General features: G+C 69.7%; 19 protein-coding genes. 9 read left to right on the top strand and 10 right to left on the bottom strand.

The features are described from left to right. Positions 1 to 50 precede the first annotated feature (50 nt). Complete coding sequence (gene ftsH / locus KEG57_RS01095; protein WP_272418522.1) at positions 51 to 1,994, top strand: ATP-dependent zinc metalloprotease FtsH; 1,944 nt, start codon at positions 51 to 53, stop codon at positions 1,992 to 1,994. Continuing rightward, positions 1,991 to 2,620, top strand: coding sequence for a YcbK family protein (locus KEG57_RS01100; RefSeq protein WP_272418521.1), 630 nt, complete (start codon positions 1,991 to 1,993; stop codon positions 2,618 to 2,620). The genes ftsH and KEG57_RS01100 overlap by 4 nt, the downstream gene beginning before the upstream one ends. Here KEG57_RS01100 and KEG57_RS01105 read toward each other — a convergent pair. From KEG57_RS01105 to KEG57_RS01115, 3 genes are read right to left on the bottom strand one after another with little or no spacing between them, the layout of a single operon-like run. Beyond that, positions 2,617 to 4,125, bottom strand: a complete 1,509-nt coding sequence (locus tag KEG57_RS01105; RefSeq protein ID WP_272418520.1) for an alginate export family protein — start codon at positions 4,123 to 4,125, stop codon at positions 2,617 to 2,619. The two genes, KEG57_RS01100 and KEG57_RS01105, sit on opposite strands and share 4 nt — an antisense overlap. A gap of 1 nt (position 4,126) precedes the next feature. After that, positions 4,127 to 4,918 (bottom strand): hypothetical protein, encoded by a 792-nt coding sequence (locus KEG57_RS01110; protein WP_272418519.1) that lies wholly within the window; start codon positions 4,916 to 4,918, stop codon positions 4,127 to 4,129. After that, positions 4,915 to 7,716 carry a GYF domain-containing protein gene (locus KEG57_RS01115; RefSeq protein ID WP_272418518.1) on the bottom strand — a complete coding sequence of 934 codons (2,802 nt, stop codon included), beginning with the start codon at positions 7,714 to 7,716 and terminating at the stop codon, positions 4,915 to 4,917. The genes KEG57_RS01110 and KEG57_RS01115 overlap by 4 nt, the downstream gene beginning before the upstream one ends. Positions 7,717 to 7,863: 147 nt before the next feature. On the opposite strand from KEG57_RS01115, the gene KEG57_RS01120 reads away from it, so the two are divergent. Then, entirely contained in the window at positions 7,864 to 8,553 is a 690-nt protein-coding gene (locus tag KEG57_RS01120) for a ComF family protein (protein ID WP_272418517.1), read from the top strand. Here KEG57_RS01120 and KEG57_RS01125 read toward each other — a convergent pair. Then, a complete protein-coding gene (locus tag KEG57_RS01125) occupies positions 8,550 to 11,132 on the bottom strand; it encodes a serine/threonine protein kinase (RefSeq protein ID WP_372518255.1) in 2,583 nt (860 codons plus the stop codon). The genes KEG57_RS01120 and KEG57_RS01125 overlap by 4 nt on opposite strands. A 113-nt stretch (positions 11,133 to 11,245) precedes the next feature. Between KEG57_RS01125 and KEG57_RS01130 the strand changes: the two genes are divergently transcribed. The 3 genes from KEG57_RS01130 to KEG57_RS01140 all read left to right on the top strand — a co-directional run bounded on the left by KEG57_RS01130 (position 11,246) and on the right by KEG57_RS01140 (position 13,522). After that, positions 11,246 to 12,334, top strand: a complete 1,089-nt coding sequence (locus tag KEG57_RS01130; protein WP_272418515.1) for a polysaccharide deacetylase family protein — start codon at positions 11,246 to 11,248, stop codon at positions 12,332 to 12,334. Between the two features lie 168 nt (positions 12,335 to 12,502). Then, positions 12,503 to 13,204, top strand: coding sequence for a hypothetical protein (locus tag KEG57_RS01135; RefSeq protein WP_272458011.1), 702 nt, complete (start codon positions 12,503 to 12,505; stop codon positions 13,202 to 13,204). A gap of 27 nt (positions 13,205 to 13,231) precedes the next feature. Further along, positions 13,232 to 13,522 carry a hypothetical protein gene (locus KEG57_RS01140; RefSeq protein WP_272418513.1) on the top strand — a complete coding sequence of 97 codons (291 nt, stop codon included), beginning with the start codon at positions 13,232 to 13,234 and terminating at the stop codon, positions 13,520 to 13,522. Between the two features lie 2 nt (positions 13,523 to 13,524). Here KEG57_RS01140 and KEG57_RS01145 read toward each other — a convergent pair whose 3' ends face one another. After that, positions 13,525 to 14,643, bottom strand: a complete 1,119-nt coding sequence (locus KEG57_RS01145; RefSeq protein ID WP_272418512.1) for a HupE/UreJ family protein — start codon at positions 14,641 to 14,643, stop codon at positions 13,525 to 13,527. A gap of 65 nt (positions 14,644 to 14,708) precedes the next feature. Continuing rightward, positions 14,709 to 14,915 (bottom strand): hypothetical protein, encoded by a 207-nt coding sequence (locus KEG57_RS01150; protein WP_272418511.1) that lies wholly within the window; start codon positions 14,913 to 14,915, stop codon positions 14,709 to 14,711. Between the two features lie 196 nt (positions 14,916 to 15,111). Here KEG57_RS01150 and KEG57_RS01155 point away from each other — a divergent pair, with 196 nt between their 5' ends. Further along, a complete protein-coding gene (locus tag KEG57_RS01155; protein WP_272418510.1) occupies positions 15,112 to 15,234 on the top strand; it encodes a hypothetical protein in 123 nt (40 codons plus the stop codon). Between the two features lie 17 nt (positions 15,235 to 15,251). On the opposite strand, the gene KEG57_RS01160 is transcribed toward KEG57_RS01155, so the two are convergent. Next, positions 15,252 to 15,845, bottom strand: a complete 594-nt coding sequence (locus tag KEG57_RS01160) for a hypothetical protein (protein WP_272418509.1) — start codon at positions 15,843 to 15,845, stop codon at positions 15,252 to 15,254. Positions 15,846 to 15,926: 81 nt separating this feature from the next. On the opposite strand from KEG57_RS01160, the gene KEG57_RS01165 reads away from it, so the two are divergent. Both KEG57_RS01165 and kbl read left to right on the top strand, forming a co-directional pair. After that, entirely contained in the window at positions 15,927 to 16,742 is an 816-nt protein-coding gene (locus KEG57_RS01165; protein WP_272418508.1) for a hypothetical protein, read from the top strand. 362 nt (positions 16,743 to 17,104) lie between these two features. Beyond that, positions 17,105 to 18,313, top strand: coding sequence for a glycine C-acetyltransferase (gene kbl, locus KEG57_RS01170; protein ID WP_272418507.1), 1,209 nt, complete (start codon positions 17,105 to 17,107; stop codon positions 18,311 to 18,313). An 85-nt stretch (positions 18,314 to 18,398) separates the two neighbouring features. On the opposite strand, the gene KEG57_RS01175 is transcribed toward kbl, so the two are convergent. From KEG57_RS01175 to KEG57_RS01185, 3 genes are all read right to left on the bottom strand, one after another. Next, positions 18,399 to 19,598 carry a zinc-binding dehydrogenase gene (locus KEG57_RS01175; protein ID WP_272418506.1) on the bottom strand — a complete coding sequence of 400 codons (1,200 nt, stop codon included), beginning with the start codon at positions 19,596 to 19,598 and terminating at the stop codon, positions 18,399 to 18,401. A 71-nt stretch (positions 19,599 to 19,669) separates the two neighbouring features. Further along, positions 19,670 to 21,133 (bottom strand): signal peptidase I, encoded by a 1,464-nt coding sequence (gene lepB / locus KEG57_RS01180; RefSeq protein ID WP_272418505.1) that lies wholly within the window; start codon positions 21,131 to 21,133, stop codon positions 19,670 to 19,672. Between the two features lie 60 nt (positions 21,134 to 21,193). Next, entirely contained in the window at positions 21,194 to 22,258 is a 1,065-nt protein-coding gene (locus KEG57_RS01185; protein ID WP_272418504.1) for a hypothetical protein, read from the bottom strand. Positions 22,259 to 22,368 lie beyond the last annotated feature (110 nt).

A 22,368-nucleotide genomic window follows, 5' to 3' on the forward strand; every position in this document is an offset into this window, starting at 1 on the left:
CGCAGTCTGCTCGTCCCGAGGAGATCGGGTCGGGCAACCCGAGGATCCTCGTGAAGCAATCGCACAAGACGCTCCTGCTTTGGGTCCTGCTGATCATGATGTTCCTCGTGATCTGGCAGTTCCTGAGCCCAGATCGCCCGCCCGCAACGCAGGTCTCGTTCAGCGAGTTCATGAGCCAGGTTCGGGCCGATCGAGAGAAGGACCCGCACGTCGACTCCGTCTCGATCAAGGATCGTGAATACACGTTCTGGGTGAAGGACCCGAAGAGCAACTCGAAGGTCAAAAAGGTCACGATCGGCCCGGACAACGCCGACGAGATCACGAAGACGCTGGTCGACAACAAGGTCGCCGTCACCTTCGAGAAGGAGGACGCCTCGCCATTCTGGTCGGGCGCGCTCGTGACCATCCTGCCGATGGTCTTCCTCCTCGTCATGTTTTACCTGTTCATGCGGCAGCTCCAGGCGGGCGGCGGCAAGGCGATGAGCTTCGGCAAATCGCGCGCGCGGCTGCTCTCGGAGTCGCAGAACAAGGTGACGTTCGCCGACGTCGCCGGCATCGACGAGGCGAAGGACGAGCTCGAAGAGATCATCGCGTTCCTCAAGGATCCGAAGAAGTTCCAGAAGCTCGGCGGCCGCATCCCCAAGGGCGTGCTCATGATGGGCCCGCCCGGCACGGGCAAGACGCTGCTCGCGAAGGCGATCGCGGGCGAGGCGGGCGTGCCGTTCTTCTCGATCTCGGGCTCGGACTTCGTCGAGATGTTCGTGGGCGTCGGCGCGAGCCGCGTGCGCGATCTCTTCGAGCAGGGCAAGAAGCACGCGCCCTGCATCATCTTCATCGACGAGATCGATGCCGTCGGCCGGCACCGCGGCGCGGGCCTCGGCGGCGGGCACGACGAGCGTGAGCAGACGCTGAACCAGCTCCTCGTCGAGATGGACGGCTTCGAGTCGAACGAGGGCGTGATCATCATCGCCGCGACGAACCGGCCGGACGTCCTCGATCCCGCGATCCTGCGGCCCGGACGCTTCGATCGGCGCATCGTGGTGAACCGCCCCGACGTGCGCGGCCGCGAGGGCATCCTCCGCGTGCACACGAAGAAGGTGCCGCTCGGTCCGGACGTCGACCTCGACATCATCGCCCGCGGCACGCCCGGGTTCGTCGGGGCCGACCTCGAGAACCTCGTCAACGAGGCCGCGCTGCTCGCCGCGCGTCAGGACAAGGACCTCGTCTCGATGGTCGACTTCGAGATGGCCAAGGACAAGGTCCTCATGGGCACCGAGCGTCGCAGCATGGTGATCAGCGAGGAGGAGCGGAAGACGACGGCGTGGCACGAAGCCGGTCACGCGCTCGTGGCGAAGCTGCTCGAGAAGAACGCCGACCCCGTGCACAAGGTGACGATCATCCCGCGCGGCCCGGCGCTCGGCATCACGCAGCAGCTCCCGAAGGAAGACCGCCTGAGCATGTCGCGCGACTTCGCGAAGGCGCGCCTGGCGGTGCTGATGGGCGGCCGCGTCGCCGAGGAGATCGTGTTCGGTCAGTTCACGACGGGCGCGGGCAACGACATCAAGCAAGCGTCGAACCTCGCGCGCCGCATGGTGACCGAGTTCGGCATGAGCGACGTCATCGGCCCGATCTCGTACGCCGCGAACGAGGAGAGCGTGTTCCTCGGCCGCGACTTCACGAGCCAGCGCCGCGACTACTCGGAGACGGTCGCGAATCAGATCGACGACGAGGTCCGCAAGTTCGTGTTCGACGGCCACGCCGAGGCGCGCCGCCTGCTCGAGGAGCACCGCGAGGCGCTCGACAAGCTGGCGAACGCGCTGCTCGAGCGCGAGACGCTCGACGCCGAGGAGGTCGACGCGATCGTGGCCGGGCGCGAGCTGCCCGAGCGGCAGAAGGTCGTCATCCCGACCTACGCCGACCGCGAGCGCGCCGCGAAGGAGAAGCGCCGCGCGGCGAGCATCTTCGGCGCGCCGAAGCCCGCTCCGAGCACGTGAAAAGCAGGGCGATCCCGGCCCTCGTCGCCGCGGCGTTCGCCCTGCCCGTCCCCTCCCCGCTCTCCGAAGCTCCCCTTCCTCCCCCACGCAGAAGCACCGCCGCCTCCGTGATCGACGCGGCGGCGGCGCTTGCGCCATCGAGCGATCCAAGCCCCGCCGATCCCGCGGCGAACGCCGCTCACGCGAAGAAGCCGCTCGCGACGATCGTGCACGGTCACACGCAAGAGACGCTCGCGCTCACCGAAGACGAACCCACGATCGAGCGCTTCTCCACGTTCCTCGCGGATCACGGATACGAGCAGGAGACACGGATCGATCCGCGGCTGCTCGATCTTCTTCGTACGATCGCGAAGAAACACGAGGGCACACGGATCGAGATCGTGAGCGGCTACCGGAGCCCCAAGCGCAACGAGGTGATGCGCAAGAAGGGCCGGCACGTGGCGTCGCACAGCCAGCACACGCTCGGCATGGCGATCGATTTCCGCGTCGACGGGCTCTCCGTGCCGGAGCTCGCTGCCGAGATCCTGCAGGCGAAGTGGCAAGGCGGGCTCGGCACCTACGCGGGGAGGCGCGACAGGTTCGTCCACGTCGACACGGGGCCGAAGCGGCGCTGGAGCGGGTTTTAAGGAGCGCGCAGCACGGCCTGGAGATAGGCGAAGTGCTGCATCTCGGGGCGGCCGCGGCTCGATGCTTCGAGGATGTTCTGCGCGCCCTCGCCGGTCAGGAAGAGGCCGTAGGAGGCCTCGATCGCGAGCGGATCCCAAACACGCAGGCCGAAGGTCGCGTCGATCTGGTGGCCAAGGATGTGCGACTCGTTGGTGGCCGAGGCGCCGATCGGAATCAGCGACGCGCTCGTCCAGCGGCCCTTCGGCTCGGCGAGGCCAACGAAGCGGTAGCCGAGGTTCATCGAGAACACGTCGGTCGGGCGCGCCGCAATGTCGGCGCCGGCTTCGATCACGTTCGACCACGCGTAGAGGCCCATGCGGCCGTGCATCGGGCGCTCCTCGGGGAGGATCGGATCGAAGCGCGTCTGCACGGCGAGCGTGTCGGTGCTGCCGTTGTCGCCGGATGCGTACGCGCCCGCCGCGCCGAACGTGAGGTGCCACGGAAGCGCCGTCTCCCACGTGACGCGCGCGGCGCCCGCGAAGGCGCGGAGATCGCGATTCGCGCCGAAGCTCGAGATGCGGCCGAGCTCGTACGCGCCTTCGACGGCGTACCGCACGCCGCGGTAGTCGCCCGAGAAACGCGCGTCGAACACGTACGTGTCGCTCGGCGTGAGATCGAGCGCGGCGGGCGGGCGGACGATCCGCGCGAGCGCCGTGACGTCGATCGCGAGCAGCGGGAAGATGCGGAAGATCGCGTGCGCGCCGTAGAGCTGGCTGCCCGTCTGGGGGCGGACCGTCGTGGGCACCGTGGTGTCCGTGTCACCCGCCGATCCCGAGCCGGCCGTCCCGCCCGCCGCCCCGACGGTGCCGAGCCCCCCGAAGGGCGAGGAGCCGATGAGCGCGGCGAGCAGCTCGACATCGATGTTCTTCCAGGACAAACCGAGCCGCGCGGCGTCGAGCGCTCGCGGTCGCTGCGTGAAATCGCTCTCGCCGACGAGGCGCCCGTCGCCCCACACGACGCGCTGGCGGCCGAGGCGGAACCACACGCGCCGGTTCTTGCGGTGCACGTCGAGGTACGCCTCGAAGAGGCCGAGACCCGTGCCGAGCTGGCTGCTTTGCAGCACGCCGCTTCCCGGCGCGCCCGCGATCGGCCGCGCGTCCTGCAGCACGATCGCCGCCGTCACCGGGCCGCGATCCACGGCGAGCCCGAGCCGCGCGCGGCTCGTCGCGGCCCACTGCGACGTGTAGATCGGCGTCATGTACGTCGGCGCGTTGAAGCGCGGCGGCAGGTTCGTTCCGTACGCGTCTTCGAGCACCGCCCCGCGCGTGAAGTTCACGCCGCCGATGTCGAACGGATCGGTGCGGAATTCGCCGCGCACGCGGAGCTCGAACGACGGGCGGAAGGTGAAGGATCCGACGGGGATCGACTCGGGCAGGGGCGTCGCCTGCGCCTCTGCGGAGGGGCTCGCGAACGAGAGCGCGAGCGCAGCCGCCGCGGCGAATACGGAAGGATTCGGTCTCGTCATGTCAGGGCTCGAAATCGTCGCTCGGCTTGGGCTTCGGCGCCGGCGATCCTCCCGCGGGCGCGGCGCCGCCGCCACCACCGCCGCCGGGCCGCGGACGCGGATTCTTGCCGGTGAACTTCGCGAGCGCCGCGTCGGCCCCGCCGGTCTCCAGCGCCATCGCCAGGCCCACGACGAACGACGACGCGAGCCCCGCCTCCGTCGTCGCGCGTCCACGCAGATCGGCGAGCACGATCCGCGCGCCCTCGAGCTCGCGCGGGGCGTCGCCCGACTTCGCCGCGGGCGTCGTGGAAAGCTCCGTTCGTTTCGTGTCGAGGAAACGCGCGCGTTGTTCGAGCTCGCCCATGCGCCGCGCCACGTCGAGCGACGCCTTCACGGACTGCTCCACGGCCTTCGCGAGCGCCTCGGGATCCTCGCTCGTCTTGCCACGCTTCTGCACGAGCACGATGAGCTTCGCGTCGGGCGTGAGCTCGAGGTGCAGCGCCGTGCCCGCCTCGTCGAGCGTCTTCGCCTTCTTCGCGGCCGCTTCGAGCGCCTCGCTCGCTTCCGCCGTCTCCGCGAGGCCGAGGGCCTTCACGAGCTCGACGCGCGCGGCCTTGCGATCGCCCTCGGCGCGATCGACCTCGCCACGCAGCGCGACGACGGATTTGAAGAAGTCGTCGAGCGCGGCTTCCTTCGTGGTGATCGCCTTGCCTTGCTCGATCTGCGACAGCGACGGCCCGCAAGCGGGAAGCGAGGACAGGCTCGCAGCCACGACGAAGGCCCACGCGAACGATCGCCTCGACGACAGTCTCATCCGCACTGGAGCACGCCTCCCCAAAGCTCGTAACTCGACTTGCCCCTCTGGAGGAAGACCGTGGTCACGTACGCGCCGGCGACGGCGGCCATGCCCTGACCGAAGTTGCCCGCGGGCGGCGAGAGCGCGATCGGATCACCCACGGGAACGAAGTCCGGGCCGAGCGTCTGCGCACGCACGGCGCGCGCGCCCGCCGATCCCTCGGTCCAGATGAGCACCCATCGCCCATCGGGCAAGCCCGCGATCCCGGGCGCGAACGCGTCGCCGCCAGGGCCTCCGGCCGGCAGTTCGATCACCTGGGTCGACGACGGGATCGCGCCCGCCTGTGCGTGGCCGAGCCGGATCTTCCACGGGCTCCCTTCGGTCTCGCGATCGGCGAAGAGGATCGCGACCTCGCGGCCGTTCCATCCGCTCATGGGCTTACCGACCTGCCCGCCGGAGCCCGCGACCTTCACGAGCTCGCCGATGGGCTTGTGATCCGGGCCGATGAAGCCGCCCATGACGGCGCCGTCGCGACGGAACGAGAGCGCGTAGCCCTTGTCGTCGGTGATCACCACGCGCGCGGCGTCGAGCGGATCCGATCCCGCGATCGGCCAGAGCGACTGCGGCGCGGCGTCGACACGATCGGCCGTCGCGAGGTTGCCTTCGGCGACGCCCAGGAAAAACGGCGTGGACGCGGGCACCTGCACGATCGACTTCAGCGTGCCCGACGACTCCTTCGCGGCGACGAAGTAGCCCTTGTCGGTGCCGGTTGGCGCGACGCGATCGATCTCGCCGCTGACCTTCTCGACGAACCCTTCGTTCACCTGGCCGCTCGACGGCGTGACCTCGATGCCGACGGCCTCGTCCGAGCTCTTCGCGTAGCCGATCGAGATGTTGCCCGAGGGGAGCGGCAAGAGCTCGAAGGGGATCTTGTTCGAGACGACGGGCGCCCAGCGCACGGGCTGCTTCGCCACCCAGCAAGGCTTCGGCGGTTGCGGCAAGGCGTCGCGGATCGCGCGGACCGTGTTCGCCAGAACCGCGCGCGCGCCGCCGCCGGCCACCGTCGGCTTGACCGAGCAACGACCCACGAAGAAGGCCGAGATCACCATCATCACGAGCAAGCCGCTGCTCGTGGCGATCACCTTGATCGGCAGCGTGCTCGACGCTTGCTCGGGCTTGACCGCACGCATGCCGTCCGACGTCGCGTCGAGCGCGGCACGTCCACGCGGCGTCTCCGCGTACGTGTACGGTGGCGGGCTCGGGGCCACGGGCGGGCTCTCTTCGACCGCCGACGGCAAGGTGCGAACCTCTTCGGACGAACCCCGCGCGGACGCTTCTTTTTCGGGCAGCGGCGCGGTCGAGGGATCGACGAGCAAGCTGTCGATCCGGATCGTCCGCGTGACCTCGTGCGGAAGCTTCACCGCGCCGGCCATCGACGGGCCGGTGTATCCGCCGGACGCGGCAGGGTAGGCGCCCGAGGTGAAGTCGGGCGGCAAGATCGCGGTCGTGCTCGGCTCGCGTGGAGGCGGCGCCGGAGGCAGCTCGTCGACGCGGGAGGGCGCCGTCACGGGCGCGAGCTCGGGTGACGACGGGACGAGGGGCGGCGGCGGCTCGGTCGGGGCAAGCGGCGGAGGCGCGGCCGCGGCGGGCGGCTCGGCCGAAGGCGCGGTCGGCGCTTGCGCGACCGGCGGATCGACCGGCGCGGGAGGCGGCGGCGTGCTCGGCGAGAGTTTTGCGGTCGACGTGGTCGACGTGCCCGGAGCCGCGCCGGCGCGTGGCACCGGGGCAGGCTTGAGCAGCGCCGACGGCTTCAGGATCGCCGAGGGCTTGTCCGCGCCCTTGTCCGCGACCGGCCGCGGGATCGTCGGCGACACCGCGGGCTTCGCGGCCGCGTCCGTCGTGGGCTTCGTGAGGACCTTCGACGGCGCGCGCATCGGGCTCGGACCCACCGTCGAGTACTCGGACGTCTTGGGGCCAAGGGGCTTCGGCGCGGGGCCGATCGACGTGTTCTCCGCGCTGGCCTTCCCACGCGGGCCCTCAGCGGGCTTGGCGGGCGCGGCGATCGGCGGCGGTCGGCTCGATCGAGACGTCGCGGCAGGCGGCTTCGCGGGGCTCTCCGCCGCGCGAGGTGCGATCATCGCAGGCTTCGGCAGCGCTGCGGCCGTGGTCTCTTTCGGCGGCTTTGCAGCAGGCGGAGCGAGATCCCCGACGTTCGTCGTCTCGTCGTCGTTGACGTCGCCCCAGAGCTCGTCGACTGCACTCGCGCTCGTCGCCGGACGCTTCGGGGCCGGCTCGGCGACAGGAGGTGGCAGAGGGCCCGCGGGCGGGGGCGGTCGAACGACGGCCGGTGGCTCGGGGGATGCGGTCGGGCCTCGGGGAACGGCGGCTTCGAACGCCGCGCCGCCGTACTCGGGTCGCAGCGTGATCGGCGCGGCGCCCGGGGGTGCGGCTTCCGTGCCTGCGCCCGAGGGCACGACGATCGGCACGCCCTGGGCGCCGTTCTGTGGCGCGGCCGGGCCCGGGATTCCGAGCAGTGTGCCCATCTGCCCGCGCTTCTCGGGCAGCGACCCGCCGAAGCGATGCGGCGCGACGATGGCGGGCTCGTGCAGCGGAGCGATCAGCTCCTGCGCGGTGGGCGTGACGTCGGCGAACGCGGGCACCGTGAAGGCGGGGACCCACTCTTCCATGCCCTCGCGCCAGACGAGGACGGACGGCGGGAGCACACGGGTCGCGATGGCTTCCCGCAGCTCGTCGGTTCGCACGAGCCGCTGCACGCCTTGCTCGTCGGTCCAGCGCCACTCGTCACGGCCGGTCAAGCGGGCCTCCGCGTGGAGCAGGTCGTGCGCAGATCGAGTTCGTGTCGGGCGAGCACCTCGCGCGAATCGTACAGCGACCCCTGCGACGTTGCGCGGAATTTCGTTCGCCGCGACGCAACTCGGGGCCTTTGGCTTCGATGTTCGGGCATGCCCCTCTTGCGTCCCTTCGTTCTCGCGTTCCTGGCCGCGCGTGCGATCGCCCGCGCCCTGCTCGACACCCTCAGCCCTCCGGCCTGCGCGGCCTGCGATGCGCCCGTGCGCCGCGACCGCGTCTTTTGCCAGCCGTGCGCGGCGACCGTCGTCCGAACCGCGAACACGCCCGACGAGCCGCTCGCGTTCGCCGCGTTCGGAGGCGCCCTCGCGGCCGCGCTGAAGCGGTTCAAGTACGGGGAGCGGCCCGATCTCGGGCGCCCGCTCGGCCATCTCCTGCGCGGGCTCGTGCGGGAGGAGGCGCCTGTCGTGGACCTCGTGATCCCCGTACCGCTACATCCGCGAAGGCTCGCGGAGCGCGGCTACAACCAGGCGGCGCTGCTCGCGCATGCAGCCGCCGACGAGCTCGGCGTGCCTCTCGCGGCGCGCGCGCTCGTGCGGCTTCGGAACACGCCGCAGCAGGCGACCCTCGGACGCGCCGAGCGACGCACGAACGTCGCGCGAGCGTTCGTCGTGCGAGCCCCACGAGCCGTACGAGGTCGCAGAATCCTCCTCGTCGACGACGTCGCCACCACGGGAGCCACGTTCTCGGCCTGCCGCGATGCGCTCGTCGAGGCGGGCGCGCGCGACGTGATCACCTTCTGCCTCGCCCGCACGGGCGAACCTTCCCCCGCGGCTCCCGCTTAACGCTTCTTCTTCCGCGGCACCTGCGGCGGCGGCCTGCCAGGAACGACCTCGATCCGGAGCATTTCCTGGCAAGGCACGAGCACCGTCTCCCCTGCCGAGAGCCACTCCGGATAGCGCCCTTCGGCCGAGCTCGACACGCGCACGAACTTGCTGCCGCACGGCGCCTGGAACGTCTCGTTCGTGCGGCCGAGCTTCTTTCCGCTCACGTACACGTTTCCCTCCGAGGGAAACACCACCGTCAAGAGCCCGTATCCCGCGGGAGGCGGCGAGGGCGCGGTGGACGGCGGCGCGACGGCGGAGTCGGACGGCTGGGTCTCGGGCGTCGAAAGCGGAGGCTTGGCCGAGGTCGACGCCGAGGCGCCGGCGTTCGGATTCGCGTCCGGATCCGAGCCGCCCGTGAGCATCACGACGGCCCCCGCGGTGATCAACGCGACCGCGCCTCCTGCGATCGCAAGCGCAAGCGGCGGCGGTCGCTTCTTTCGACTGGCGGGTTGCGCCGGTGCGAGCGCGGGCTCGGCAGCGGGTGCGGCTGGGGGCGCGGAGGCGGAGACGGCCGCAGGAGCCGCAGGAGGCGCGGACTTGGAAACGGCCCCCGGCGCGGACGGCGCCGCCGGCGTCCCAAACCGAGGCAACCCCGGAGGTGCGCCCATCGGTGGCGCCACGGGCGGCGCGGCCATCGGCGGCGGCACCGGCGGCGCGGCCATCGGCGGCGGCTTCGGCGCGGCCGGCGGCACGGGCGGCGGCGCGAACGCCGGCAACGCAGGCGGCGCCGCGGGCGTCGGCTCCGGCAGCTTCGGCAGCGCCATCACCGTGTCCGCGAGCTCCAGCCGCTTGCCCCCCACCTTCCCTGCGGCCGCCGGATCGAGCACCTCCGGCAGCGTCGGCGGCACGGCCTTGGGCGCACCTGCACCCAGATCGGCCGGCGCAGCGTCGACTTTCCCCGCTCCGGGCGTGAGCGGGGGAGGAACGGGCGCGACCCTCCCCGCTCCGGGCGTGAGCTTGGAAGGACCGGGGACGACTTTGTCCGCGCTGCCCGCGATTTTCGGCCCCGGCGGGACGACCTTCTCCGTCCCGGTCAGCACCTTCGCCGGTCCAGGCATGACCTTGCCCGATCCGAGCGTGGGCGGACCTGGTGGAGGCGTCACCCTGTCTTTTCGCGCCGTGACCTGATCGGGTTCGGTGATCGCCAGCGCGGCCTTCTCCCGCTCCTCCGCGGAAAACCCCATCGCCGCCAGGCTGATGCCCGAGCGCGACGTCGCGTCCTCGAAGAGCTGGTCGAACAGCTCCTCGTCCGGCACCGACTCCTTCCACTCGCTCTCGGGCACCACGGCCCCGAGCGGCGCCGCGATCGTCGGCTTCGACGGCCCTCGCGCCGCGCCCGCCGGGGTCTGCGCCGGCCGCACCGTGGGCGCCTCCGGCTGCACATCCGCCTCGGCCTCGACCACCGCGAGCGGCAGCTTCGGCGGACCCGGCACGCGCTCGGCGAGGGCCCGCAAGAGCGGGTACACCGAGGCCGGCCCATCACCGCCGTCCCCGGGTCGTTCCGACAAACGCCCCGGCGGCCGCGAAGGCGGCGCCGACAGCCTCTGCTTGCTCGACGGCGGCGGCTTCGCGGGCCGCACCGACTCGAGCGGCAACCGCCGCCGCGGAACGTCCCCTTCGGTCGCCTTCGACCGCGGCCCCTTGAGCGGCGCGACCTTCTCTTCGAGGTCCTTCTGCCCCTCCTCGATCCCCCGCGCCTTGTTCAGGACCCGCTCGAGCTCCTGGCACGACACCTTGCGTTTGTCCGGGGACGGCTCCAGCGCCGCGTCGATCGCGTTCGTCAGCTCCTTCGGCAGATCCGACCGCAGCACGGCGAGCGGCATCGGCCTCGTGCCCACCTCGGGCGGCTTCGTCCCCGCGTAGAGCGACCAGAGCAGGACCCCGAGCCCGTACACGTCCGCCTTTGGCGTCACGCGTTCGCCGCGCGCCTGCTCCGGCGCCATGAACCCCGGCGCGCCCTTGATCACGAACGCCACCGTGTCCGGGCTCCGCCCGAGGATCTTCCCGAGCCCGAACCCCGTCAGCCGCACCTGACCGTCCCACCCGATCAGCACGTTCTCTGGGTGCATCGTCCGGTGAATCACGGGCGTCGGCGTCCCCTCCTCGTCCTTCGCCGCGTGCGCGTGCGCGAGCGCGCCGCCGAGCGCGCGGCCGATGAACGCGATGGTCCGGTCGTCGAGCTTCGACTTCTGCCGCCCGAGCACGTCCTGCAGCCGATCGAGCGTCACGCCTTCCACGTGCTCGAGCACCAGCACGAGGTGCTTATCGTGCTCGAAGAAGTCGAACATCCGCTGGATCGACGGGTGGTTCAGCACCGCGCAGATCGCCGCCTCGCGCACGAGCTCCTCGGCGAAGTGCGCGTCGCCCTCGATCGTGTTCCGGACGAGCTTCAGCGTGCAGAGCCGCGAGAAGCCCATCGGGCCTTCCATGCGTCCGACGTACACGTCCGCCGAGCCCACTCCGGACAACCTTCGGAGCACTTTGTACGCCCCGATACGCTCGGGAACGGGCTCACTCGGGAACATTGGCGCGATCATACCGGAGCCGAGTCGTCTTCCCCAAATCGCAGGCACGCTGTCGGCGGATCCTGTCCGCCCGCGCAGGTCCCACACCGCTACAGACGGAAAAATCGGGCCAAACGAGCACAACCGTGGGGCACGGGCACTTCGCAGAAAGTGTGCTGAACTACATCACCTCGATGTACCTCGACCCCGTGCGCCCCACGGCGTGGCCTTCCAAGCGTGCGCGGCTCGCGCGTGCGCTCGACACGCTGGGAATCTTGGACCGGCTGCTCTCCATGCGGACGAAGCTCGCCACGCGATCGCTCATGGTGCTCACGTACCATCGGATCGCCGACGCCGCGGCCGTGGGGGAGCTCGACGCCGACGTGCGCGAGACCGACGCGCGCGGGCTCGCCGAGCAGATCAAGGTGGTGAAGCAGCACGGCGCGTTCGTGTCGCTGCCCGACGTGCGGCGCTTCCTCCGGGGCGGGCCGCTGCCCGCGAACGCCGTGATGCTGGCCTTCGACGACGGCTATCGCGATTGCCATGACGTCGCGCTGCCCATTCTGAAGAAAGCCGGCGCGACCGCGACGTTCTTCGTCCCCACGGCCTTCCCCGACGCGGGGCGCATGTTCTGGTGGGATCGCATCGCGCTGCTCCTCCGGCGCTGCCAGAAGCGCACGCTCGTGCTCACGTATCCGCGCCCGATCGTGCTCGACCTCGGGCGTGATCCCGCCGCCGCCAAGCGCTTCTTGCTCGGGCTCGTCAAGCGCACGCCGGGACTCGATCTCGCGCGCTTCTTCGAGGAGCTCTCGCGCGCCGTCGACGTCACGCTCGACCCCGCGGAGGAGCGTTCGATCGCGACGCGCACCATCATGAGCTTCCGCGAGGTCCGGGCGCTCGCGGACGCCGGGATGAGCGTCGCCTCGCATTCGCACGAGCACCGCGTGATCGCCACGATGACGCCCGACGAAGCGCTCTCCGATCTCGGACGATCGCGCCGCGTGCTCTCCGACGTGCTCGAAGAGGACGTGCGCACCGTGGCGTATCCCGTGGGCCATCAGGTGCAGGGGCCGTTCCTGCGTGTCGCTCGCGACGCGGGCTTCGACCTCGGCTTCACGAACGCGACGGGCTTCTGCATGCGCGACCGAGCGGACCCGCTCAACGTCCCGCGGATCGCGATGGGCCCCGAGTTCGAAGGACCGCTCTTCAAAGCGCTGATGATCGCGCGGCCTTGAGGTTTTTTTCGACGCTCGGGGGCTACGCTCGGACACGCCGAGCTACGCCCCCGAACCCCCTTGCAGCCCGGACGTCCTCTCGAAAGCGGCTCCGATCTGCCCATCACCGAGGCCCGTTGTTTGCCCCCTCTCGTCCGTGGGCTTCCGCCCGGGAAGGTCAGGTGGCTCGTGTCACGCAAACTCCGTCGTCGCTCCCTCGGCGCTCTCCTGCTTTCGCTCGCCACGGCCTCCGCCGCCTTCGCGGCGGCCGGTTGTGGAGCCGCGCCGAAGGGAAACCGGGCCGCCCGCTCGGCGAATCCGAACATCGTGAAGGTCGCGGGAACCACCGAAGATCCGGCCGTCGTGGAAGCGGCCGACGAACGAGCCGCGCAGCGCGTCTGGTGCGAGTACCTCGAAGCGCTCTACCACCGCGCCACGGGCGACAAGGAGCGCTGGCCGAGCCGGGACGAGTGCATCGAGGCGAAGACGATGGCGTCGCCGGAGATGCTACGGCGCACGGCGAGCTGCTCGCGCGCCGCGCTCGACAAGTTCGACGGCGACCCGTTCACGAGCGCCTACGCGGCCGAGGTGAGCCGCTGCGGCTCGTCCGCGCTCGACGCGGTGGAGGTGAGGGTCGAGGAGATCACGCCGTACGTCACGGCGATCTGCGGGCGCATGGCCCGTTGCGGCGAGGCCACGTACGACGAGTGCCGGGGCGAGCTCGGCAATGGCCTCGCGCCGCACCTCGAGCGCGCTGTCGGCGCGATGAACCGGCGCGGCCGCATGGCGTTCGAGGTTTGCCTGAAAAACCTCTCGTGTGGAGATGTCGGCTCGCAGGTCGTCAGTTGCCTCGAACCCATCATGGAAGGCCTGCTCTGGCTGCCTGGCTAACGCGCTCCTGGGTTATGCTGAGCGGGTATGGGTAAAAATGTCATCGTGTCGGAGGAGACGCTCCGGGATCTCCTGGAGGCGCACGCATCTCTTTCGGCCTGGTATTACGAGCTCTCGGCCGCGCTCGCGACGGCCGGGGCCTCGGCGCGGTCGCCCGACGACACCTCCCGCGCGGCGTTCGTCGAGGGGATCGGCAAGATGTTCCCCGAGGTCGCGCAGGTCGCCGCCTCGATCCGCGTGCCCCGCCCCTTCGTCCCGCCCCCGCCGCGCGTCTCGATTCCGGTCCCCGCCCTGGTCCCGGACGATCAAAAGCGCTGACGTCAGCCGTCCGCGTCCACGATTCGCAGGACAAACCACACGAGCCCGAGCGCGGCAATGCCGAGGCTCAGGATCTTCACGCCGCGCTTCTCCAACCATTTGCGCTTCTGCGCCGTGACGAGCAGCGGCAGCACGACCGCGAGCACGGCGAGCTGCCCGGCCTCGACGCCCAGGTTGAACGCGAGCAGCGCCCCCGGAATCTGCGGCCGCGGGAGCGCAATTTCCCCGAGCGCACCTGCGAACCCAAAGCCGTGCACGAGGCCAAACGGAAACGTGATGCGAAAGCGGTTCTCGGCGTCCTTCACGAACTGGTTCTCGACCCCGACGTACGCGACGGAGAGCGCGATGATCGGCTCCACGATCCGCCCACTCGGCGCCCAGATCCCGAGCACGGCGAGCCCGAGCGTGATCGAATGCGCCACCGTGAACGCCGTGACGACGAGCAAGAGCGCGCGCAGACGGCCGCCGACGAGCACGAGGCCGAAGAGGAAAACGAGGTGGTCGTAGCCGAACAGGATGTGCTCGATGCCCATCCGGAAAAAGCCGAAGAAGCCTTCGCTTTCGTGCTTGGCTTTTGGCGCCGCCGGGGCCTCGCCGCCCCCGGGCAAACCCGCGATCCCGATCTCGCGATTCGCGCCGAAGAGCACGTGCTCGGTGGGCCCTGTGCCCACGTCCGCGCGCGCGATGTGGCGGTGGCCGTAGGGGAGATCGTCGAGCACGTCGAGGCGCACGCGCACGGCTCGCGGAGACGCGGGGCATCGGTACACGATGCGCACGGAAAAACCGTCCTCTTCCACGAGGAACGCGTCGTCGAGCGTCCCTGGACAAACGCCCTCGCCAGCGCGTACGGAGACGCGATCAACCACCGCGCGGCCGAGCGCCTCGCGTGCGTGCTGGATCTCGGTCGGTGAAATCGCGCCGTCGCCGTTCTCGTCCATGCTCCGGACGAGCGAGAGCACCTCACGCCGCGCGAAGACGAGCTCCGCGGTGATCGTGGCCCCGTCGATCTTGTATTCGCCCCGGGACAAACCCACCTGATGGGCCGACGCGACCCGCGGCAGGAGCAAAACGAGCGCGCCGAGGAGCGTGATCAGCACGGCGAAGAGGGCGCGAGATCGCACGCGCTAACCTCCCTCGCCGAGGAGCTTCTTCGCTTCGGCCACGGCGGCCGCATCGAAGTGCGGGTTCATGGCGAGCGCCTCGCGCACGAGCTTCTCGCCTTCTTTGGCGCGAGCGCCTCGTCGTGGTCCTTGTCCTTCGACGCGAGGAACGCCGCGAGCGCCTTGTTGCAGGCGGGGATCACGAGGACGAGCAGGGCTGCGCGGCAACGCTTGCTCGGGGTTCGGGAGATACGCTCGCTCGGGGGCACGATGGCTTCACGCGCTACGCGCAACGGGCCTCTCCGGCCCCGCGAAAACGTATCAAAAAAACGCCTTGCTGGGCGGCGACCGTGTCTGCGATGCGATGACCACGCATGAGGCCCGCTTACCTTCTGCCCATCGTTTTCGGCTTGTTCAGCGGCTGCACGTGCGGGAAGGACGCGGGCCGAGAGGCCGCACCGTCAGCGAGCACGACGCTCCCCGCGGCGTGTGACGGCCTCGTGCGGCGTGGTCGCCGCGGACAAACCTTGCCGATCGTCGCTCGAATGCGGCCACGGGCTCCGCTGCCTCGGCGTGGGCCCCACGGACATGGGCAAGCGCAGCATGTTGTGACGAACGAACGGGCTAGCTCAACGCCACTGCAGCATGTCCGCCTCCAACTGCGGCGGCGGCGTCGAGGGCTTCGGCGGCGGCGCGTCCTTGCCCGTGTACGGATCCTTCGCGTCGAGCGGGCGCAACAGCGAAATCTGCACCTTCCCCCCGCGCACCGTCACCTTCACCTGCCCCGAATCGAGCAGCGCTTGCACCTTGCGCACCGCGGCCGCTCGCTCCTCGGCCGAGCCTTGCTCCGACGCGCGCCGGGCCGCCGCGGCGTCGCCCTCGGGCGGCACGTCCGTCGCGTGGATGCGCGACACCATGCCCTCGACGCGGGCGAGCCGGGCGGCCATCTCGGCGATCCGCTGGTCGCGCTCGTCGTCCTTGTCCCTCCGCGCGTCGCGGCCATAGCTCGCTTGCGCCAGGGCCATCACCATGGCCATCTGCTGCGTGAACGCGGCTTGCCGCTCCTCCAGCACGCGAATCTGCGTCTCCCGCGCGGCGGACTCCCGCCGCACGGCATCGATCTCGGCGAGCGCCCTGTCCTCTCGCCCCGGATCGACGCACCCGGCCCCGAAGGCGCCGAGCCACGTGATAACAAAGCACCTTGTCACCCAGCGACTGGCCATGCCCACCTCCACGAAACTTCATCGTATCCCGACCCTCCCGCGGGTGAAACGCCCGTCGCTCCCGGCTGCTAGGGTCCTCCCATGAGCGGAGGCATGTCGGGCGGCCATTTCCTGGGTTTTTACGTCGCCGTGCTCGGGCTCATGGCGCTCGTCGTGGCCCTCGACCGCCCGCGGGTCGCCGCGCGCCTCGGAAATCGCAGGCTCCCCGTTGGTCTCGCCGGGATCGTGCTTCTCGTCGCGCTCGCCTTCTTCGGCAGCGGCAGCCGCCGAATCACCCTGCGCCCGGCCGTCGGACCGAGCAGCGGCCTGCCCGCGCGCCTCACGCAGGCGCACGTCGACGCGGCGCTCGCGAGGGCCACGTCGCCCGCGTTCGTCGCGTATGTCGCGGCCGTCTGCATCCTCCCGCCGCTCGACCACCCCGAGCGGCTCGGCGCGCGTTTGTCCGCGCGGCACATCTCCGGCTTCGACCTTCCGAACGAGGGCATTCGTGTCTCGCCGCCGCCGAAGATCGGCGACCCCTGGATCCTCGTCTCGTACGACGACACCGAAAATGCCGTGCTCGCGGCCTTCGACGGGGGCGAGGGCATGCGTCGCATGCAAGTCGTGCAGTGCCTCGCGATGGACGTATTGCCCGAGCTCGTCGTGATCGAGGCGCTCCGTGCGGCGCCCACGGACGCGGAGAAAATCGAAATTCTCCGCGGACAAACCCTCACCGTGCCCCGGACGGCCGAATTCCTGGCCCGCGCGCTCGACGACATCGCGGCGAGCGCCTCGCCCGCGCTGAAGGACGTGATCGCCGCGAAGCGCGCCTACGTGCAGAAATACCTCGACGACCCGACGATGCGAGGTTTGCCCCCGGGCACACGCCTCTCGCTTCCCGAGTTTTCCCCCAAATAGCGGAAAGCCCCGCCGAGGCAGGGCTTTCCATGACAATTGATTTCGATCGAGAAACGGCAAGGGGGAGTCCCGTCACGGCGATGGGGCACAAGAGGCGGAAATGCCTCGTTTCCCTCATGCTTCCTCCTTCAATGGGCCTCCCCACCCAGCCGTCACGCTTGCAGCTCGTGCCACATTCGATGAAGTGGGTGGCACGGACCTCGACGCGCGCGAAGGATGCGTGGCCCTTATCGGGGTTCGCGGGCTACCCGACGAGTGGCCGCGGTTGCGCGCTCCTGCGCGTGATTCGGGGAATGGCGCGATTCCGTGTGCGAGCCGCGGGCATCGACCACGAACGCCCCTCGATCTAGACTGCGCGCGCCATGTTCGACGTCGCGAAGTCCATCTACGCCCAAACCCTCAGCGAAATCCGTTCGGCCGGCCTCTACAAGGACGAGCGCGTCATCACGACGCCCCAGGGCGCGAACATCCGCACGACCGGCGGCCCCGCAGGCGCCGCGCCGCGCGAGGTTTTGAATTTCTGCGCGAACAACTACCTCGGCCTGTCCTCGCATCCCGCGGTCATCGAGGCGGCCAAACACGCCATCGACACGCACGGGTTCGGCCTCTCCAGCGTCCGCTTCATCTGCGGCACGCAGGACCTGCACAAGCAACTCGAAGGCACGATCAGCCGCTTCTTCGGCACCGACGACACGATCCTCTACTCGTCGTGCTTCGACGCAAACGGCGGCCTCTTCGAGACGCTGCTCGGCGAGGAAGACGCGATCATCTCCGACGCGCTGAACCACGCCTCGATCATCGACGGCATCCGTCTCTGCAAGGCCGAGCGCCACCGCTACACGAACGGCGACATGGCCGCGCTCGAGGACGCGCTGCGCAAGACGCAGGACAAGCGCATCCGCATGATCGCGACCGACGGCGTCTTCTCGATGGACGGCTACCTCGCGAAGCTCGACGTGATCTGCGATCTCGCGGACAAGTACCGCGCGATGGTGATGGTCGACGACTCGCACGCGACGGGCTTCATCGGCGCGACGGGCCGCGGCACGCCCGAGGAGTGCGGCGTCCTGCACCGCATCGACGTCATGACGTCCACGCTCGGCAAGGCCCTCGGCGGCGCGAGCGGCGGCTTCACCACGGGCCGGCGCGAGATCATCGACCTGCTCCGCCAGCGCTCGCGGCCGTACCTGTTCTCGAACACGGTCGCGCCGCCGATCGCGGGCGCATCGATCGCAGTCTTCGAGCTGCTCGAGCGCGAGCCCGCGCTGCGCGAGCGGCTGATGTCGAACGCGCGCCGCTTCCGCGAGGGCATGACGGCGGCGGGCTTCACCATCAAGCCGGGCATCCACCCGATCGTGCCGATCATGCTGGGCGACGCGCGCCTCGCGGGCGAGATGGCCGCGGCGATGCTGGAGGAAGGGATCTACGTGATCGGCTTCTCGTACCCGGTGGTGCCGAAGGGCGAGGCCCGCATCCGCGTGCAGCTCAGCGCCGCGCACACGCCCGAGCACGTGGAGCACGCGATCGAGGCGTTTACCCGCGTTGGCAAGAAGCTCGGCGTCCTGAGCTGAAAACGCGCCTCTCCACCCCTCTCCCGGGAACGGGAGAGGGGCTGGGGGTGAGGGTGTTTCGAGCTGGGGGTGAGGGTGTTTCGAATCAGTAGCGAATGACGACCTTGGGGTAGGTCGTGATCGCCTTCTGGAAGTCCGACGCGTCGTACTCCCGGAAGTCGAACATCGTCCCCTCGCCGCGCTTCAGGATGACCTCCCAGATGAGGTCGTGGATGTTCGGATCACGCGACTCCAGAAGATGCCGCGTGATGTGCCACGTCTCGAAGATCCGGCGGCCGATCACGCTGTGCAGGCTGATGCCGTCGACGATCAGCCGATCGAAGTTCTCGATCACCGCGTCGCCGCTCTTCAAGCCGAACAGGATCACGTCGCCGCCACGACGAACCGCGTGAATCGCGTTGTTCACGCTCGAGTTCACGCCGCTCATCTCGAGCGCCACGTCCACGCCGACGCCGTCCGTCAGCTTCCGGATGCGCTCCGTCAGCTCCGGATCGCTCTTGTGCGGTTTGTCCTTCGAACCGTTCTGCAACTGCGGCCGGAGCACCACGTCCGCGCCGAGCCGCCGCGCCATCTCCGCGTGGCTCTCCATCGGCTCGACGCCGATGATGTAGTTCGCGCCCATCGCCCGCGCGACCGCCACGGCGAACAGACCGATCGTCCCGCATCCGACGATCGCCACGCGCTTGCCGCGCAGGTTCACCTTCGTGCACGCGTGCACCGCGTTGCCGAACGGCTCCTGGATCGCCGCGACCTCCGGCCGGATCTTCGTGATGTCCGTCCGCCAGAGGTTTTTCGCGGGCAGCTTCACGAGCTCGGCGAAGCAGCCGTCCTCGCTGATGCCGATGATCTTGTCGTCGGCGCAAACGTGCGTGTCGCCGATGCGGCACTGGTAGCAAACGCCGCAGGGGATGTGGCTCTCCGTCGTCACCACGTCGCCCACTTCGAGCCCGTAATGCCGCTTCGCGTCCGTGCCGATCTCCACCACGCGGCCGAGCAGCTCGTGCCCGATCACGCGGGACGACTTCTTGTCGCGCTCGAGCGACTTGAAGATCATGTCCTTGAAGGCCGTGCGGAACCAGATGCCGCGATCCGAGCCGCAGAAGCCGGTCATGATGGGCTTGATGAGCACCATCGACCGATCGTGGTAGTCGCTCGCCTCGTCGATGCGCGGCCGCTCGACTTCGGTCTTTCGCAGGCCCGTGGTGTTGTCCCACGGATCGGTCTCGCGGTCGTACGTCAGGGCCTGCATCGCGTCGCTCACGTTGTGCGCCTCCTCGAAAGACACGTCGGCCAGTGTCGTCGCGGCACGCGACTGCGCAAGTCCCAAGGCGAGCGAACGCTGCTTGACGCAGCGGGCTAACGCAGCTTGCGACCCGGCGGCGGCGTCGTCTGTGAGACCGGCGGGCGCTCGCGCATGCACTTGTCGAGGCCTGCTTGCAGCGAAGCGTCGAGCCCGCCAGGGAGCTTCGGACGGCCCATCACGTTCACGAAGAGCCTGTCCTGCGCGATACCGCCGCCCGGCGCGAAGCTCATCCACACGAACATCGCGCGGCCCTTGATGTTCTCGAAAGGCACGCCCGCGCCCATCCCGCCGCGCCAGCTTCGCGAGTCGTGGCTGTTGTAGCGGTTGTCGCCCATCACCCACACCTCGTTCGCGCCCACCTTGAACGGGCCCTGGTGATGGCCGCAGATCCCCGCCTTGCACGACTGCCCGATCCCGCAGTCCTCTTGCCCTTTGCACACGGGTTCGTCGGGACCGTTCGGGTGCGTGTCGTCGTGCGCGAACAGCGTGAAGTACGACTTGTCCTCCAGGTACTCCACGTAGAGCCAGCCGTCGCTCCCGTACCGCCCGACGTAGCAGTGCGGCACGAGCCAGCCGTTGATGATCGGGCGGCCGTTGATCGCCTCCAGCGTGTCGCCGGGGGCCGCGATCACCCGCTTGATGAAGTCTTGCTCCTTGTTCTCCGGGAACTTGAAGACCATCACGTCCCCGCGCGTGGGCGGCAGGCTCGAGAAGAGCCGCTTCTCCGTCCACGGGATCAGCGGGCCGTAGGTCAGTTTGTTCACGAAGATGTGATCGCCGATCATCAGGCTCGGGATCATCGAGCCGCTCGGGATCTTGAACGCCTCGATCACGAACGCGCGCAGGATGAGCGCGACCGCCACGGCCACGCCGATCGACTCGGCGTACTCGCGCATCTCGCCTTTGCGCCAGCGCGACAGGTGCTCGCCGACCGCGCGGTCGGCCCGCGTGTGGGCCGCGTCGAACTCCGCGAGATCGAACGTCTCGGCGGTCATCACCTTCTCGAGGCCACGCAGCGCCTCCTCGAGGCGCTCGCGCTCGGCGGCCCGGAGACCCTTCTCCACCTCGCGCGTGTTCTGCTTGAGGATGCGCCGCGCCTCGTCGACGAGCGCTTGCGCCTCCTCGTACCGCGCCCGCGCTTGCGGCGGGACGTCCTTGCGCCCGATGCTGATCGCGCTCGAGAGCGGGAGCTCGTAGCGGTAGTGCCACGCGAGCATCGCGAAGATCGTGAAGAGCACGATGCCCGATGGAATCTGCTGATCCCCGACGAAGACGCGCAGGGCTCCGGCCGAGGCGTCCCCGGGTGCCGGGGTCAGAAGCCAGACGGCGAGGATGGCCAGGACAAACGGGAGCGTGACGATCCAGATCGCGTAGAAAAGTCCACGGAGCCAGGTCGGTCCGGCGCTGCCCGTGTTCGGCCGGGGCGAGGGAGACGGGTCGGATCCCTCCGTCGCGCCGCCTTCTTTGGCGAGGGCGGGCGAGCTCTCGGGAGACCGTTCTTCCGGCGTGGTTGCCAAGGGGGTAGCCTTTCTATACGCCGCCCTGGGGCAGGGCAAGGGCGAGAGGCGCCGCGTAGCTCAAGGTGCGGCCCCGACTTCGACCGCGTAACTCACGAGTGCGGCTCGGTCATCACCGGCCGCGCTGGGCGGAGCCGTCCTGCCGGCCGCCGCCGTGTTGTCGAAGACCACGTAGTACTGCCCGGCCGGCAGCGGCAGCGGTCTTCGCCACACCATGCCGCTCGTCACGGGCTCGTCCAGGACGGGGGGCGCGGGCGAAGGCCCGAGCGTCGCGTTCGTCGTGTACTGCTGCAACCACGCGTCACCCACCCCGCGATGCACGACGATCACGTCGACCGCGGGCGCGCCGTCGACCGCCACGCTGAGGTAGAGGGCCTGCCCCTTCCCCTTCACCTCGAAGGGCCCCGCGTAATCACGCTGGTTCTGATGCACCTCGACGCGCTCGTTCGTGAGCACGAGCCTTCCGTTGTCCGCGGTCTTGTACGGCGAACCCGGCCGCTTGCCCTTCTCGACGACGCCGAGGCCGAAGTCGACGCTGCCGTCGGCATCACGGATGACCGTGAATCCGCGACTGATCTCCTTCTTCAGGACAGCGCCGCCGACCTGATCGAGGAAGCCCTGCGTTGATCCGCCGGGCAGGCCGAAGGCGCCGGGCGCGGGCGGCTGCTCGACGAGGCGCGAGCTGAACGTCGTGGCGCTCGTCGCGTGCTCGCGGAAGTAGACGTACATCGTGCTGCCATCCATCAGGAAGTCGTGGTCGTACTCCACGGCCGCGCTCGCATCGAAGCCGATGCGCTTCGTGATGTTGGTCCAGGCATAGCCGTAGCCCCCGAACTGCAGGAAGAGGTTGCCCGAGGCGAGCTCCTGCGCGGCGCAGGAGAGCGGGAAGAAGCGACCCGTCGCGGGATCTTCCTCGCGCAGCTTGAGCGGCACGCTGCGCTTCTGCACTTCGCTACAGATCTGGCCGCGCGCGAACGAGAAGATGCCGCGGCGGAGCGTGAGGTTGCCCGGATCGTTCACGACGCCGGGCATCACCGCGAGCGACGTCTGGCCGCAGCTCGCGCCCACGAAGGAGAGCGCGAAAGCGACGGAGAGGAGGCGCGCTGTGACGGCACGGAAGGACATGGCGGGGGAGAATAGTGCATACGCCCGGCCTCGGGCAGGTTTGGGGCGCAGCTCGGCTTGTCCGAGCGGGAGCCCCAAGCGTTGCGGGGTTTGGGGCAGAGCTCGGCTTG

This window comes from Polyangium jinanense (genome assembly GCF_028435365.1).

Coding starts and splice junctions, on each gene's coding strand:
- KEG57_RS01185 (WP_272418504.1), bottom strand. CDS start 22,258: ATGTCCTTCCGTGCCGTCACAGCGCGCCTCCTCTCCGTCGCTTTCGCG.
- KEG57_RS01160 (WP_272418509.1), bottom strand. CDS start 15,845: ATGGCCAGTCGCTGGGTGACAAGGTGCTTTGTTATCACGTGGCTCGGC.
- KEG57_RS01110 (WP_272418519.1), bottom strand. CDS start 4,918: ATGAGACTGTCGTCGAGGCGATCGTTCGCGTGGGCCTTCGTCGTGGCT.
- KEG57_RS01165 (WP_272418508.1), top strand. CDS start 15,927: ATGAGCGGAGGCATGTCGGGCGGCCATTTCCTGGGTTTTTACGTCGCC.
- kbl (WP_272418507.1), top strand. CDS start 17,105: ATGTTCGACGTCGCGAAGTCCATCTACGCCCAAACCCTCAGCGAAATC.
- KEG57_RS01140 (WP_272418513.1), top strand. CDS start 13,232: ATGGGTAAAAATGTCATCGTGTCGGAGGAGACGCTCCGGGATCTCCTG.
- KEG57_RS01125 (WP_372518255.1), bottom strand. CDS start 11,132: ATGATCGCGCCAATGTTCCCGAGTGAGCCCGTTCCCGAGCGTATCGGG.
- KEG57_RS01120 (WP_272418517.1), top strand. CDS start 7,864: ATGCCCCTCTTGCGTCCCTTCGTTCTCGCGTTCCTGGCCGCGCGTGCG.
- KEG57_RS01105 (WP_272418520.1), bottom strand. CDS start 4,125: ATGACGAGACCGAATCCTTCCGTATTCGCCGCGGCGGCTGCGCTCGCG.